General features: G+C 46.9%; 13 protein-coding genes. 5 read left to right on the forward strand and 8 right to left on the reverse strand.

Features of this window, described 5'->3' with window-relative positions; all coding sequences use genetic code 11:
- Nucleotides 1-42 precede the first annotated feature (42 nt).
- Nucleotides 43-2,022 carry a putative bifunctional diguanylate cyclase/phosphodiesterase gene (locus AC0VYI_RS21365; protein ID WP_475445432.1) on the reverse strand — a complete coding sequence of 660 codons (1,980 nt, stop codon included), beginning with the start codon at nt 2,020-2,022 and terminating at the stop codon, nt 43-45.
- A 409-nt stretch (nt 2,023-2,431) separates the two neighbouring features.
- Between AC0VYI_RS21365 and AC0VYI_RS21370 the strand changes: the two genes are divergently transcribed.
- The gene (locus AC0VYI_RS21370; protein WP_475445434.1) at nt 2,432-4,297 is read left to right on the forward strand and encodes a cation:proton antiporter domain-containing protein; all 1,866 of its coding nucleotides are present in this window, start codon (nt 2,432-2,434) and stop codon (nt 4,295-4,297) included.
- Nucleotides 4,298-4,324: 27 nt separating this feature from the next.
- Nucleotides 4,325-5,530 (forward strand): hypothetical protein, encoded by a 1,206-nt coding sequence (locus AC0VYI_RS21375; protein WP_475445435.1) that lies wholly within the window; start codon nt 4,325-4,327, stop codon nt 5,528-5,530.
- Nucleotides 5,531-5,573: 43 nt separating this feature from the next.
- On the opposite strand, the gene AC0VYI_RS21380 is transcribed toward AC0VYI_RS21375, so the two are convergent.
- The 7 genes from AC0VYI_RS21380 to speB all read right to left on the reverse strand — a co-directional run bounded on the left by AC0VYI_RS21380 (nt 5,574) and on the right by speB (nt 12,753).
- Entirely contained in the window at nt 5,574-6,506 is a 933-nt protein-coding gene (locus AC0VYI_RS21380) for a 2-hydroxyacid dehydrogenase (RefSeq protein ID WP_475445437.1), read from the reverse strand.
- 2 nt (nt 6,507-6,508) lie between these two features.
- Nucleotides 6,509-7,252, reverse strand: coding sequence for a class II aldolase/adducin family protein (locus AC0VYI_RS21385; protein WP_475445439.1), 744 nt, complete (start codon nt 7,250-7,252; stop codon nt 6,509-6,511).
- A complete protein-coding gene (locus tag AC0VYI_RS21390) occupies nt 7,249-8,775 on the reverse strand; it encodes an amino acid ABC transporter permease/ATP-binding protein (RefSeq protein WP_475445440.1) in 1,527 nt (508 codons plus the stop codon). Before AC0VYI_RS21390 ends, AC0VYI_RS21385 begins: the two co-directional genes overlap by 4 nt.
- 31 nt (nt 8,776-8,806) lie before the next feature.
- Nucleotides 8,807-9,607, reverse strand: a complete 801-nt coding sequence (locus AC0VYI_RS21395) for an ABC transporter substrate-binding protein (protein WP_199477870.1) — start codon at nt 9,605-9,607, stop codon at nt 8,807-8,809.
- Nucleotides 9,608-9,809: 202 nt separating this feature from the next.
- Entirely contained in the window at nt 9,810-10,865 is a 1,056-nt protein-coding gene (locus tag AC0VYI_RS21400; protein WP_475445443.1) for an isopenicillin N synthase family dioxygenase, read from the reverse strand.
- Nucleotides 10,862-11,734 carry a sugar phosphate isomerase/epimerase family protein gene (locus AC0VYI_RS21405; protein ID WP_475445444.1) on the reverse strand — a complete coding sequence of 291 codons (873 nt, stop codon included), beginning with the start codon at nt 11,732-11,734 and terminating at the stop codon, nt 10,862-10,864. The genes AC0VYI_RS21400 and AC0VYI_RS21405 overlap by 4 nt, the downstream gene beginning before the upstream one ends.
- Before the next feature lie 65 nt (nt 11,735-11,799).
- A complete protein-coding gene (gene speB, locus AC0VYI_RS21410; protein ID WP_475445445.1) occupies nt 11,800-12,753 on the reverse strand; it encodes an agmatinase in 954 nt (317 codons plus the stop codon).
- A gap of 143 nt (nt 12,754-12,896) precedes the next feature.
- On the opposite strand from speB, the gene AC0VYI_RS21415 reads away from it, so the two are divergent.
- The 3 genes from AC0VYI_RS21415 to AC0VYI_RS21425 all read left to right on the forward strand — a co-directional run bounded on the left by AC0VYI_RS21415 (nt 12,897) and on the right by AC0VYI_RS21425 (nt 16,320).
- Nucleotides 12,897-13,799 carry a LysR family transcriptional regulator gene (locus AC0VYI_RS21415; RefSeq protein ID WP_475445447.1) on the forward strand — a complete coding sequence of 301 codons (903 nt, stop codon included), beginning with the start codon at nt 12,897-12,899 and terminating at the stop codon, nt 13,797-13,799.
- A gap of 383 nt (nt 13,800-14,182) precedes the next feature.
- Complete coding sequence (locus AC0VYI_RS21420; RefSeq protein WP_475445449.1) at nt 14,183-14,863, forward strand: thermostable hemolysin; 681 nt, start codon at nt 14,183-14,185, stop codon at nt 14,861-14,863.
- Nucleotides 14,863-16,320, forward strand: coding sequence for an AMP-binding protein (locus tag AC0VYI_RS21425; RefSeq protein ID WP_475445450.1), 1,458 nt, complete (start codon nt 14,863-14,865; stop codon nt 16,318-16,320). The genes AC0VYI_RS21420 and AC0VYI_RS21425 overlap by 1 nt, the downstream gene beginning before the upstream one ends.
- Nucleotides 16,321-16,324: the final 4 nt, after the last annotated feature.

Below are 16,324 nucleotides of genomic sequence, written 5' to 3' on the forward strand. Positions count from 1 at the left end.
CTTGATTGCTCTCTATCCAACAAACCATCCAGACGGTGTGCTCTATGGTTTGGGATGATTTAATAAATAGTCTGTTGCCTGATCAATGGACAAAGGTTTGCTAAACAAATATCCCTGTAACTCATCGCAACCATGGTCCGCCAACCATTGAGCGGTGGCCTCATTTTCCACCCCTTCAGCAACAATCTGGGCCTGCATTAACAGACAAATACTGATGATCATTTGAACCAGTTGAGGGTTATCCGGAAGGCTAGCAATTAGGCTACGGTCAATTTTAATAAAATCAAAAGCAATGTCATTTAAACGTGCAAAGTTCGAATACCCCACACCAAAATCATCCACCGACACTCTAACACCTAAATGGCGAAGCTGCTGGAGATTATTAATAACCACTACATCTCCTTTTGTTAAAGCGGACTCAGTCAGCTCCAATTCTAAACGGTTCGGCGCACAACCATTTTCATCCAACATGCGCGCCAAACTGGTAACAAAGTCCTCTTTAAATAATTGGCTGATCGACACATTTACAGAAACCGCCACATCTTGTCCCAATACATGCCAGAGGGCAATCTGCTTAATCACTTCGCGCAAAACCCACTCACCGATCTGCCCCATCTGTCCAGAGCGCTCACACAAATCAATAAAGCTATCGGGATACATCAAACCATTCTCTGGATGATTCCATCTCAATAGTGCTTCGAGAGACGCAACCGATTTATCCTTGGCACTGACTCTTGGCTGATAGTGCAAAACAAATTCATCGTTACTAAGCGCTTCTTTGAGTTGGGCCAGCAATGTATGCTCATATTCGAAGGCTTCCCGCATGGCAGCATCATAGAAACAATATTGATTACGCCCTAGTAACTTTGCCTGATACATTGCAATATCTGCCGACTGCATCAGCTCTTCCAGTCCGGTCCCATGACACGGATAGATCGCCATCCCGATACTTGGTGTCACTTTTTTCACGCGATTTTTTAATGTGATCGGTGCGGACAGAAGCTGCAATAAGCTTTGGGCAAACTCCGCTAATGCTTCACTGTTATTTTCTCGAGCGGTTAACACAAAAAACTCGTCCCCTCCTAGTCGCACGACTGAATCACTAGGACCACATAGGGAAGACAAACGCTTCGCAACTTCCACCAACACACGATCCCCTTCAGCGTGTCCCATGGTGTCGTTTATGGCCTTGAACTCGTCCAAATCAATAAACAACACCCCAATGACTTCATTGCTTTGCCTTGTCGTTCTGATAAATTTGTCAAAAATATGGGGCAAAGCATGACGGTTCGGTAGATTGGTTAACGAGTCCAATAAAGCTCTTTTGGAAGCCAAAGCCTCCGCTTCTTTCAGTCTGCTGACGTCGGTTGCACTAATCAAGACCGATGGCTGACCAGTAACAGGGTCGTGACTCGCCCTTGCCGTCAATTCATGCCATCGGTTACCAGAAACGGTATGCACTAAAGCGGTAATATCTCCCTCGCCATGTTGTTCTACCTGCTGCATCAAACGGGTATAGTCACGCTTAAAAACAAAACGCTTTGACAACTCCTGCTGACTGTTCTCGAGAAACTCACGTGCCGCTGGATTTAAATATAAGTTGCTGCCGTCTAAGGTATGTAAGGAAATCATTAAATGCGTATGCATCAATGCATCTCGTCCACGGGCGGCTTCAGGCGTGGAGCGTTGCATTTCCAGGCCTTCACACAGCATAGCAATTCGTCCATCATCCAATTTAATTCCTGTGTAACGGATATTTAAGCTCACAGGTTTACCATTAGGATATAAAGTCCACTGCTCATAAAACTCAGCATCACACTCTAAAAAGTCCACCAAATATTGCTTTAAACGGCGCTGTACTGCTGGAGACATGTCCGCAGCCAAATCTCTGGCTCGAAGCGAGTCAATATCAGGCGCATTCCAAACGGCAAGCGCCGCACCATTGGCGAAAACCACCCTAGCGTTCTCTACATCAAACACCCAAACGGGTAAGTTAATTTGTTCAAATATTTTAGAGTACAATATGAATATCCAGGCAAAATCAAGAATAATGCAAATGGGTTTCAGGTTTTTTAGAGAGTTTGCTTGTACCTCCCTACACGATCTCAACGACGCAATAAGGCAGGTATATTAATTGCTATAAAGAAACGACATGCTTGCCATGCTAAGCACGCAGTTGATTATAGATGAGTCACCCACTCAGGGCGAGCGAACCACCCTACGTGACTACAAATAGCCACTTTTTTTTACCTAAGGTCAATACTGCACAACACTTTTCTAACGATCACACCATGTGATTCACATCGCTAATAATTCATGACGAATCGCAAATTCCAGTAATAAAACCTAATTATGTTCCCATATTTCCCTTTATAATAGACACTTAGGTGTGACCTTAGCTTCCGCACCCCTTACTTTTAGAGCCTTTAGAATGACAGACACTCTCCTCCTCGCTTTTATTTTTCTCGTAGCAGGTGTCATCGCGGTGCCACTTGCTGCTCGACTGAAACTGGGTTCGGTATTGGGCTATTTATTAGCCGGCATAGCCATTAGCCCTTTGCTATCATTGCTACAGGTTGATCTCGTTTCGATACAGCAATTCTCAGAGCTTGGCGTCGTCATGATGCTGTTTTTAGTCGGTTTAGAGTTAAAGCCTCAGAAACTCTGGGAAATGAAAAGCCGTCTAGCGGGCTTAGGTGGTGGACAAATTATCTTAACAACGCTCTTGGTCATGGGAAGTGCCATGTTACTAGGACAGCCCTGGCGCATAGCCCTGACCATCGGCATGTTGTTTTCTTTATCTTCTACGGCGATTGTGTTGCAAACACTGGGAGAAAAGGGGTTGATGCGCTCTGATGGCGGTCAGTCTTCTTTTGCCGTGTTACTCGCTCAAGACATTGTTGTCATTCCCATGCTGGCGCTCTTACCACTGCTGGCAACACCAGATCTACTGGCTAACTTACAACACGCCTTAACCAGCTCAGGCGCGAGCCATCACAGCAGTTTACTCGGCGAGTTTAACGCTTGGCAAAAAACGCTCATCACCTTAGGTGCCATTGGTTCAGTGATTTTAGGGGGCAATTTTCTGGTGTCACCCATTTTGCGCTTTATTGCCACCGCCCAACTGCGCGAATTATTTACCGCCGCCGCTCTCATGTTTGTCATTGGCATCACCTTACTTATGTCTGCGGTTGGCCTATCCCCTGCCTTAGGCACATTTTTAGCGGGCGTAGTGCTGGCCCGCTCCCCCTATCGTCATGAATTGGAAAGCAATATCGAACCGTTCAAAGGTCTGCTGTTAGGGCTGTTCTTCATGACGGTCGGTGCCGCTATCAACTTCCACTTATTGTTCAGTCATTTTGCGACCATTTTGGGCCTCACAGTGGGCCTCATCCTGATTAAAGTTCTTATTCTTCGCTTACTCAGTGCCATCTTCCATATTCGTGGGGCAAATAAGTGGCTGTTCGCTTTGGGTCTGGCGCAAGCCGGCGAATTTGGTTTTGTGCTTTTGTCTTTCACTGTTGCTAATGGCATTTTACCCAAAGAAATCGCGGATCAGTTGCTCCTAGTAGTAGCCTTGTCGATGCTACTGACACCTATGCTGTTTATCATTTACGACCGACTAGTGACCCCCCATTATCTAACCGATCATCCAGCAGGGGAGCAGGAAGACATTCCAGATAGCAATAAAATCATCATTGCTGGCTCAGGCCGCGTTGGCAGTCAAATTGACCGAGTCATTCGTTTAGCGGGTTATGATTCGACCGTCATCGATTTTAGTGTAAAACGCTTGAAGGCCTTACAACGTTTCGGTGTGAAAAACTACTTTGGTGACGCCACACGTCCAGAGCTTTTAGAGGCGGCGGGCATTAAAGACGCTAAAATATTGATCGTCGCCATTGATAATCCAGAACAAATATCCAAGCTGGTCAAGTATGTTATTGACACCTATCCACACGTTCACATTATTTCCCGTGCGTTTGATCGTCATCACGTTTATGACCTGTGGTCTTATGGATGTCGTGATATTGTGCGTGAAAACTACGACAGCAGCTTACGTATGAGCCGTTCTGTTTTAGAAGCCCTAGGAAGCTCACGTCAACAAGCCGAAGAGATCATTGAGCTTTACAACAAACATGATCAAATGGCCATGGTGTCGGTGGCAGATGCTCATAAAACAGGCGTACCAGCCCATGAAAATGAGGCTTACATCAAACGTATTCGACAGTATTTGGATCAGCAGGACCCCTCGCTAAAGGCTCAGATGAAAGACATTCTGAATAAAGAGGCACATTAGTTTTAACAAAAGGAACAGGCACCCACGATGTTGAATTTTTATATTATTGCCATTGCCCTAGTGGTCACTCTCTTTCTGGCCTTTTCCCGTAAGCTCGCCCATTCTGAGGGCTGGAAAGCCACCGTCACGCCATTGGCTTCGATTATGGGCAGTGGCTTTTTGGTGGTGGCACCGTTACTGGCAGAATCCGTGGGGTACTTTGCCGTACTGTGTATGGGCTTATTGCTTATGTTAGCCTATGCAGTGGGCAGCGCGATTCGCTTCAATATTCGTCACTTTGAGCCCATCGAACATCAAAAAGGCCCCGCCCAAGCCGTTTCCTTCGTCTCACGTATTGTCTTGGCAGGCGCCTATTTTATTTCCGTCACCTATTACCTTCAGCTGTTGTCAGCGTTTTTACTCAAAGCCTTTGGCTACGAAAGCGGCCTTGTAGCAAACATTATCACCACACTGATTTTGATCTTTATCTGCGGTGTGGGAATATGGCGCGGCTTAGGGGAATTAGAGAAAATCGAAACCTATGCAGTGAGCCTAAACCTTGGCATGATCGCTGGATTGCTTTTCTCACTCGCGGTATACAACGTTCAACTTTTAAAGTCTGGCCAATGGCATTTGCCCACTCTGGATTCCAGTATCGACCTACATGATTTACGTGTTTTACTGGGGCTATTAATCGTGGTACAAGGCTTTGAAACTTCCCGTTATTTGCAAAGCGAACACCCTGCTGAGTTACGTATCAAAACCATGCGCATCGCCCAGTGGATTTCAGCGGCCATTTACCTAGTATTTTTAACCCTGATGACCGTCTTATTTCATAAAGGTATGGGGGCCGATGTCACCGCGATTACCAGTATGGTAGCACCAGTGGCAGTGCTATTGCCGATCTTAATTTCTGTCGCCGCGATTGGTAGCCAATTCTCGGCTTCCGTTGCTGATACCTCTGGCGCGGGCGGATTGGTGGTCGACATCGCGCGCGAGAAGATTCCCGTGCGTTATGCTTATATGCTGATTTTGATCGTCACTATTTTCTTAACCTGGGCCACCGATGTGAATGGCATTATCGCCTATGCCTCACGGGCATTTGCTCTGTTCTATACACTACAATCCGCCGTCGCCGCCATTGTGGCACTGCAAACGAAATCAGTCGAAAAGAACACCAAAAAAGCGGCTCTCTATAGCGTAGTGTCATTGCTTTGCTTAATGGTGTTTTTATTCGGCGTGCCATCGGCTTAATGATGGGGCTGTTAGAAAAACCAAGAACCGAATGGCGCTTGGTTTAGTAGCCATGATCAAGGTTGATGGGGTTTAGCAACACATCCCCTCGTAAAAACCTCGCGGCATTCTCTGCAACCTGATCCACTACGACGGTTTCCCCCGCATCGGAAGCCATATGTGGGGTAATCACTATCCCTTGAGTTGTCCAAAGCGGGTTAGTTTCTGGCAAAGGCTCTTCGTCAAACACATCCAACATGGCACCACGCAAATGACCACTTGTAACCGCTTGAATCAGGTCTGCTTCATTCACATGACCACCACGACCACAGTTAATCACATAGGCTCCTTGTGGAAGCTGATCGAATAACTTGCGACTTAGGATGCCTTTCGTCACCGGACTTAAAGGCAGCAAGTTAATGAGAATATCGGTTTGACCAAGCATGTCGGACAAAGAGGCTTCCCCCGAATAACAGGTGATATTTGCCATCGCCTTTTGGCTTCGGGACCAGCCAGAGACACTGTAACCCAAGTCTGCTAAGCCTTTTGCAACGTACTCCCCTAACGCTCCCAGCCCGAGAACCGAGACGCGAATATCCTGCGCGGCCTTTTGTTTATACCGTTGCCAACAATTTTGCCTTTGATTCTGAGCGGCAAGATCAAAATAACGATGAACATTCAATACGCCCCACAGAACATACTCAAACATGCCCTGCTTCTGACGCTCATCAACGATGCGACAAATGGGCAAACCAGAGCTTAGCAATGATTCCCCCAAATGATCGACTCCGGCTGACAAAGCATGGATAAACTTGATGTTAGGATAATTCGTTAAAAGCGTATCATCTGGGAACCAACAGGCGGCTACCTGCACCTTGTCTGAACCGGGCTGTCCAGGCAGTAGAACATCCACCTCAGGATGTCGTTGCTGAAACGCCGCTATCAATTGCTCGGTAAACGCCGCATCATTGTTAACCAATAAAATAGGTATCTTCATGTTTACTCTCGGTACGATGGATCAATACGGTCTAACTTTCTTAGCCATGCCTGCCAAACCAAATGACGTTCATGCTCTACTTTCTTAAACTGCTCGCATACATAGCTTGCTAACGTTTCAGGGATAGTAGAAACGGGCGTTAGACTGGCCATTTGCGCGGCTGCGAGTTGAATCTCACACGCTTTGTTTAAGTAATACATAATTTGAAAGGCATCGGCAACCGTTTCCCCTACGCTAAGCAGACCATGATGACGCAGCACCAGAGCCATATTGTCGCCGAGCGATTGTTGAATGCGTGCTCGCTCGTCTAAATTAAAGGCCACGCCTTCGTAATCATGATAACCAAGACGTTGGTGAAACTCCGCGCTGATCTGATTAAGGGGCAATAAGCCGTTATCGCATGCCGCCATCGCCATACCTGCAAGCGTATGGGTATGCATCACACAGTGCGCATCGTCACGCGCCATATGCACCGCACTGTGAATGGTAAACCCTGCCAAATTATAGTCTGCACTGCCTTCTAGCACTCGCCCATGCATATCCACAACGATTAAATCACTGGCACGGATTTCATCAAACATTAAGCCAAAAGGGTTGATCAAAAAACGGGGATCTCCGTCACCCGGTAAGCGCACTGAGAAATGGGTATACAGGGTGTCTTCCCATCCCATCATGGCCGCTAACCGATAGGACGCCGCGAGATCCCGCCGTAACGTCGCCTCATCCGTTGTTATCATGTCGCTCATGCTTGCCTCCCCATAAACTCTCTCATTCTCACCATTTCTGGTGTCTTGTGTGTTTCATCCACAATATCACTCGGTGCCGCGTTCACTTGAATAATACCGTGTTCCATCATAACCACACGATCGGAAACAGACAGAGCAAATTCCATTTCATGGGTCACAATAACTAGGGTCATCCCTTCTTTGGCAAGATCTTGGATGACTTTCAGCACCTCATTGACCATTTCTGGATCAAGCGCAGAAGTCGGCTCATCAAACAAGATAATGTCTGGCGACAACGCCAAAGCCCGAGCGATTGCCACCCGCTGCTGTTGCCCCCCGGATAACTGATGTGGGTATTTGTTTGCGTGAGCGAGCAAGCCGACTCGATCCAGTAAATACAAAGCTTGCGCCTTGTTGGTGGTTTGGTCAGGCGCTTTTCCATGATAACGTGGCGCCATCATGATATTGTCAAGCGCCGTCATATGCGGAAACAGGTTAAAGCTTTGAAACACCATGCCGATCCGCAACATACCTGACTTCAGCGTTTTACGAGCAGGTGACTGTCCCCCTTTGAGGAAATCTTCACCAAAGAGAATCACTTCACCGGCGTCGAGCGTTTCCAAGCGATTAATGATACGAATCAAGGTCGTTTTACCCGAACCAGACGGTCCAATCACACTGACCACGTCACCAATATTAATATTTAGATCCACGTCTTTTAGCACCACGTGATTGCCGTAGGCTTTACGCAAACTCTTAAGACTCAATGCTGGTGGCGCCCCCGCAGAACGTTGATTTTGCTTAAGCGGCATGGGCAGTGCCGCCTTTCTTACTTCTTCACACTCTCCATCGGACAAGGTGGTTGGTTTGCGTGATGATACGTCCAAACGTTTCTCCACCCATTGTAGAATCGAGCTAAAGACCGTCACAATTAATACGTAATACACAGCAACCGCCAACAGCGTTTCGAGCACTAAGAAGTTCTGAGTGTAAAGGCGCTGACCCGTGAGCAATAATTCCGGTAGCGAGATAACGGACACCAAGGAACTCAGTTTGATCACGGTGATATATTCATTGATCAAAGACGGTAAGGAAATACGGAACGCCTGAGGAATCACAATTAAGCGCTGAATGCCTAGAAAGCCAATATTCAACGCATGGCCCGCTTCACGCTGACCTTTTGCAACAGACAATAAGCCACCCCGATGGATCTCTGCCATGTAAGCGGCTTCCGTGACCACAAGACTGAGTAATCCAGAGATAAAAGGAACGCCTAAGAACGCACTGGTCGATGGAAATAATTGCGGCAAGTTATAGACAAACACCAAGACCACCAGCAACGGGACACTTCTAAAAAACCAAATATAAACAGCGGCGGGCAATGAGAGCCAGCGCGATGTCGACATTTTCGCACAGGCCACACAAAACCCCAGTACCAAGCCAATACCCCAAGACAAGGTACTGATTTCTACAACCGTGATGCTCGCTTGCCAAAACGATGCCATTGAGAAAAGCGAGAAAAAGTATCCCCAATCTAAATTCATACTAGCTCCTAACTACCGATAAAAACCTGTCTCATTTAGAGACAGGGGATAGATCGTATTTTTTAAGTAGGGCAGGAAAGGAGCCATTTTCCGTAATCTTTGCTAGTGCTTTCGTCAGCGCATCGCGAAGTTGGTCATTGCCTTTTTTCACGTAGATTCCCAAGGTTTGTGGGTAAACCAAATCTGGCGAACTGATCACCATTCGCCCACGTGACTTTTCCACAATCATTTTGGCAGCGCCATTGATTTCGAGCTGAGCTTGCACGTTTCTAGACATCAATGCTTGAGCCACTTCCGGTGCTGTTGGGAACTCCATCACATGAATAGCAGGCTTTCCGTTCGCTTTACAGTAGCTGGCAGACAGCTCATTAAGCGCTTTCACCCAAGTGGTCCCTTGCTGTAGGCCAACTTTTAAACCACATAAGTCTTTTTCTGTTTTGGGACGCAATGAGCCACTTTTTAATACCATGATAGAGGCGCCAGTACGGGCGTAAGGAATGGCATCCGCTTGCTTTTGACGTGCTGGCGTCACGTACATGCCAGAAATGACCGCATCAAATTTGTTCGACGCTAACCCCAAGATCAAGCCCGTAAACTTGGTATCAGAAAAGCTCACTTTGACTCCCATTTGCTTTGCCAATAACTCCGCAACATCTGGGTCAAAACCAACAATTTTGTCACCGTCGTATGACTCAAAAGGAGGGTACGTCACCTCCATGCCAACTTTTAATGTCCCCGGCGACAGTAGTTCAGTCGCAGAAGCGGCTAAGCTCGTTAAGCCTAATGCAATCGACGTTAAACCGACGACTAACGCTTTTTTCGATGTATTCATGATTGTGCTCCTTGGTGATACTTGTTTCTTTTGTGTTTTATATTGAGAGACTTTTGCACGACGACTGCGCTTGCCAATACTTTGTTAAAAACAGGCTCAAAATGCTCATTTATCGCGATAAACTTCGCTTTCTCGTCTGTTTTTGCCGCATCTTGGTGTCGCTCGTGACATCGTGCAAAGGTCTTATTGAATGATGTCTTTATCACTTGGCGTGTTTTTTTAAATGCCCGAATGTCGCCACACCTCGCGCTTTTTCTGGTAAGGTCAACTCCCCCTTAGCCACTTTTTCTCGCAAATAACGATAGGTTTGCAGTGCTTGGCTATACATGTGATCCCCAATACTGATGGCCTCATACGCCTGTTCCGACTCTGCCCCTTCGAATTGTGGCAAAGGGCGAATCTGCGTGTGATAGTCACAAGCAAAAAACAGCGGGAAGGAATAACGTTCCTGACTCACTTTACGCACCCTGTGGGCGGTCGCGACAAATTGCCCTGCAGTCAATACTTCCAACATATCGCCGATGTTCACCACAAAGGCTTCTTCTCCCGCTTCTTCCACTGGTGGGGCATCAATCCAAACACCCTCTTCATTCATCACTTCTAGCCCCGCTTGGTCTGCTAGCAAAAGCGTGAAACATTCATAATCAGTGTGGGCACCAATGCCGGGGCGGTCTTGTGCATCAGGGTTGAAGGGGTAATGAATAAGCCGCAACTTGGAAGGAGGACAGGTAACCATGTCATCGAAGTAGTGCTCCGGCAAACCCAACGCCAAAGCAAAACCGGAAAACAGGCGGCGACCAAGGGCAAAAATAGCGTGGTAATAGGCACGAATATCTTGCTGGAAACCGGGTAGAGTTGGCCATTCGTTATCACCGATCAAAGGCGTGTTTGCTAACACTAATGGGTGATCTTCAGGGGCGGGAAAGCCTACATCGAACGCCTCTTTATGATCGGGTTTGCCAGTCCCATAAATTTCTTCTCCTTCGGGCACATAGCCTTTGTGGCTTTTAGAGGCACCAATGTAATAATTCATTTTTTGTGACATAGACTGAGCAAAAAACGCTTTCGCGGCTTTGCGCAACCCCGTAATTAACACTGGGTCCATACCATGACCGGTGACATACAAAAAGCCCACTTCTTTTGCAGCTTTACCTAACTGTTCCGCAACATTCTGACGACGCTCTAAATCCTCACTGAATAAACCTGCAATATTCACAACAGGGATGGAAGTAAAGGCTGACGGAGTAGACGAATTCATAAGACGGACTCACTTAACAAAGAATGATGTTGATGAATAAAACGTTCAAAATGCGCTCTCTCCTCCACTGCCATCCACTCATTCAAAGCCCATAAATCGGCCACGGGGACATTCGTAAACGGAAGGTGGTGAAGGTAACCATCGGCGCCAAATTCGGTGGTCATGGTGGTTTCTGTCCGGCCAGCATCAAGATGCTTTTGCCAAATGGCTTGCCAAACATTCTGGTGAAACAGCAACGCCTCTTTGTATTCCGGCGCGCCTGGGTGTGGCGTTTGCGGCCCTTGCGGATAACCAACACGCGCCTGTATATGATGAACACGTTCAATAAAGCGTGATAAATCATCAACAGGATCATTTAGCAAACGCTCACATACCAGCACCCAATGACTGATATCAGCGGTATATCGCACCTCGGGAAGTTGTCGAATCAGCTCAAGCGTCACCCAAGGGCTGTAAAGAGACGTCGCTCGATGGGTTTCAAAACTACAGAATACGCCCTTTTCTTTGGCCAACTCATGGGCACGACCAAAGAAATCGACCTGTTGCGTCATGGTCCAGCGATCATTGCCGGGGAGCACATTAACAAACTTAGGTTCCAGCTCTGCCGCAAAATCTAACTGCTCTGCCAAACGCGCCAAATGTTGGTCTGGGCTTTCGGCTTGATTTGGAATCACATCGCCGCCTGAAAACAAAATCGCAATGTATTTCATCTCCAGCTCTTTCAGTGATTGTTTAAAAGTACGTCGAGCCTCAAGCTCTAAAGGCACTCGCGCTTCCACGCCAACAAACCCTGCTTGGCGTAATGCGTCCACATAGGAGCACATTTCTTGCTGCACGCCCCATAATGTCCTGAACAATGATAGTTCCATAAGCGATGCCTCTCATTTCTGACGGTTTATCGGTACTTCATAGCTTGTGCTTCATAGTCAGTGCTTCATAGCCGGTACTCTACACCTGGCAATACGCACAACATCTCATACAACAGGTTCGCGGCCAGCTGGGAGGTATTGCCGCTGACATCGTACGGTGGTGATACTTCCACAAGGTCGCCCCCAACCAAGTTCAAGCCTTTGCAACCCCGAACAATTTCCAACCCTTGAATGGAGGTTAACCCCCCGACTTCAGGCGTACCGGTGCCAGGTGCCCAAGCAGGATCTAGGCCATCAATATCGAACGATAAATACACCGGACGATCTCCCATCATGTCACGGACTTCTTCCATCAAAGGCGCTAAGGATTTGTGCCAACACGCTTCAGCAGTGACCAAACGAAAGCCTTGGTTTTCCCCCCATTTGAAATCTTCCGCAGAGTACCCTTGGGCACGCTGTCCAATCTGAATCACTCGCTCACAATTCAGCAGGCCCTCTTCCACGGCACGGCGGAATGTGGTGCCATGGGCAATTTTTTCGCCAAACATGTTGTCGTTGGTATCGGTGTGCGCGTCCACATGAATCAGACCCACTGGGCCATGCTTTTTGGTGATGGAGCGAAGAATCGGTAAAGTGAGTGTGTGATCGCCGCCCAACGTCAGTGGAATGACAGGATAAGAGTTGAGCTGATCGTAATATTTTTCGATGATGTCAACAGACTTAAGCAGGTTGTAAGTATTGATTGGCACATCACCAATGTCTGCCACAGAAAGCGAGTCAAATGGTGCCGCTCCGGTGGCCATGTTATAAGGGCGAATCATTACCGATTCTGCTCGTATTTGGCGAGGTCCGTAGCGTGTTCCCGCTCGTTGAGAGGTTCCCACATCCAATGGGATGCCGATAAATGCGGCATCCAAGCCTTCTAGCACGTCAACGAATGGCAACCTCATCATGGTCGCTCTGCCGCCAAAGCGAGGCATCTCGTTCCCACTTTGAGGTTGGTATAACACTTTAGACATAAACAAAAATCCTCGTTTTTAGCGCAATGCAAACCGCGCCAGTTCAATAACCTAACTCGATACTAGAAAAGAGAACTTGACCGTTAAATAGCAAATCACAAATAATTAGTTCAGCTTTTACTGAACTAAAACGAGTGAGCTCTATGCGCCCAGACAAACGAATAAATATCCGATTATTAGAAGTCTTTGTTTCTGTGGTGCAAAACCAAGGTTACTCGGGTGCCCAGCAAGATCTGAACCTTACCACTTCCGCCATCAGCAACTACATGAGTGACTTAGAAGCCCAGGTAGGCTTTACCTTATGTCAACGTGGTCGCGCAGGGTTTTCACTGACGGAAAAAGGCCAACAATTTTTGCATCAGAGCATCAAACTGCTGGATGAAATGAATGAATTGGAGCGCCACGCGGAAGCACTCAAAGGTGACTTAGGCGGTACATTTCGGATCGCCGTTTTGGACGCAACCGTCATGGACGAATCTTTGTCTATGCCGGAAGTCATCCGTCAATTCTGCGAACGCTTTCCCGCCGTACATTTGAATTTACAAATTCGCAGTCCGTATGAGCAAGTGCAAGGCATCCTCAATAATCAGCTCGATCTTGCCATTGGTAACTTCCCTTCCAGTGTAAATAACGTGGTCGAGGAGAAGCTGTATCGCGAACAACATTGGCTCTATTGCAGTGATTTGAACCCGCTTTTTGACATCAAGCAGATAACACGCGAGCAAGTCATCAAATGTGGCTTGGTGACACGAAGCTACTGGAATACAGCGGATTTACGCAAGCGGGGATTTGGTCACAGTACGGCAACCGTGGAAAGCATGGAGGCTCAGCTCACATTGATTCTGTCTGGAAAATTTGTGGGATATTTGCCTGAGCATTATGCACAGCACCTGGTGAAATCGGGGCGACTTAGACCCCTTCTCCCCAGTGAATTTGGCTATCAAGCCCCTTTCTCTTTGATCTTTCGACGGGGGCGCAGCAAAGAAGTCTTTATCCGTACCATGCGGGAGCTGCTCATCAAACAAACGTCGGAAAAAGCCAAATAAATATCTCGTTAAGTCTGATCATTATGACCCGTCAGACTCGACAACCTGCGGAATGTCACCTAACGCATGTAAAGACCTTTCTCTTTAATACGATGAAAAATAGCTTAAAAAAATAACCATTTTCACTCAATTTAGGCCCTCATTATATAAAAAGTCCATTCACTTTTTTATTAAGAAGATCTTCTAAAGCTCACTCTTTTTCTGCTTCTCATCATTTTTTATTTAAATAATTCAATTGGTTAAAAATTAAAGCGGACAAATTAAAGCGGACTTTTTCTCATAAACCTTTTTTTCACTGGGCTCCCTTTACTGTAAAAACAAGCAAACTCTTTTCCTTTTCATCTGAGTCGCTTACCTGAGTTAACTTGCCAAGTGAAACCATTATGCAGTCATCCAATGCACTCTATGTAATGCCAGAGCAATCTCTTATTCCCACGCCTACTCTGCCTTACGAGTTTCTTTCTGCTGCCATGGAAGACCCAAAAAGAAGAAACCTAGAAACCTTTGTCCAAGAGGGCTTCGCCAAAAAATACCAAGCCCATGTCACAAACTTTATGCCATTGTTGTTAGGGATTCATGCACAACGCTTAAGAGCGGTAGTGGGCGTAAGACGAGCGACTCAACCTCTTTTTATTGAGCAATATTTACCTGTTCCCATTACCAATATGCTGCAAAAACATGGTGTTTGGACACAACGTCATGCCATAGCCGAACTGGGTAACTTATACAGCCAAAACCAACGTTTTACCTTGCCTTTATTAATGACCGTGGTAATGAGCTTATATCTCTCCGAGATTCAATATTTAGTTTTTTCTGGCACCGATAAAATTCGTCAACTGTTAGAGAAACTCAAACTCAAACTCACCTTTTTAGCGGATGCAGATCCTAGCAAGCTGCAAGATCAGGCCAATTGGGGAAACTATTACACCAGTCAGCCAAAAGTCATGTTTATTGATGTGGCAAAAGCTGTCGCAACAGCGTTAATGCAACCCGAGTTACAGGCACTGTTTGGCCTAGTTCAAGCCAATCATTCAGCACTTTTACAACAGATGAGGACGCTATAATGTGGTACTTTTCTTCACCGGATTGGGCCGATAAAATTGCCTTAGAATCCTCCCAACAGTCGCTGACCTATCAGCAATTGGCAGACGCTGTCACCGCTCGTCAGACTTGGTTACAAGCGCAATCCATCCAAACGCTTGCAATCGCTATGGACAACTGTGTGGAATGGGTATTATTTGATCTTGCCTGCCAACAAGCTGGCCTGTGCTGCGTTCCAGTCCCCAGCTTCTTTAGCCCAGCACAAACATCCCATTTATTAACACAAAGCGGTATTGAGCTGCTGTTAACAGAAGACTCATCGGAGCAAACAAACAAGACGCCTTTTCAACAGGTGTTCATGCAGCGCTTTCAAGTCGATACACCGCCAGTCATGCCTCAAGGTACTCACAAAATTACCTTTACTTCTGGCACCACGGGCAGCCCAAAAGGTGTTTGTTTAAGCTCTCAATCACAGCAAACTGTCGCACAATCTTTGGCAGAAACCGTCGCGATTCCCCAAGTTCGTCATTTGTGTTTGTTACCCTTAACGACCTTATTAGAGAACGTAGCAGGGGTCTATGCGCCGCTGCTGGTCGGCGGTACGGTTATTCTTGCTAGCCAATCTGATCGCGGCTTTAGCGGAAGCCGACTCACTCAGCCACAGAATATGCTTGCGCTTATCAGTCAGCAACAGCCCCATAGCGTCATTTTAGTACCGGAGTTGCTGTCTCTATTCGTCGGTGCTTGTCTACAAGGTTGGCAACCCCCAAGCTCTTTGCTATTTATCGCAGTCGGAGGTGGTAAGGTAGCCCCAGGTTTACTGAATAAAGCACGCGCTTTGGGCTTACCCGTTTATCAAGGGTACGGGCTATCAGAATGTGCGTCCGTTGTGGCCCTTAATACCCCCCAAGAAGAGGTGTTATCGAGCGCCGGAAAAGTCTTACCACAGAATCAATTACGCATTGAAGATGATGAACTCATCGTCTCAGGAAACCTCTTTTTAGGTTATTTAAATCAGCCAGACAGCTTTTATCCTCAGGAAGTCCACACGGGCGATTTAGTCCGCTTGGATAAGCACTTCTTAACCATAGAAGGTCGTCGCAAAAATGTGTTGATCAACTCCTTTGGCCGTAATATTTCGCCAGAATGGGTAGAAGCGGAACTCATGGCAACGGGCTGTTTTCGTGAGGTGCTCGTCTTTGGGGATGCACTGCCCTGCTGTGGCGCTTTATTAACCCCCCTCCATGAAGCCATCAGCGAGCAGCAAATCGCGCACTGCCTTCAAATCACCAACCAAAGTCTGCCTGACTATGCGCAGATTGTTCATTGGATCACCTTGTCGCAGCCTTTTATATCGGTAGATGGGCTGGTTACGGCCACAGGCAAACCAATTCGAGACAAAATATTAACGCACTTTCAGCAGGAGATTGACGCCTTGTATGTCTCTTCTTACGACAGTGTATCTAACCCTCTTCCATAGGAGA

This window comes from Marinomonas sp. 63XJN7_9_ISO-PGPR-S23-217 (assembly GCF_056173515.1).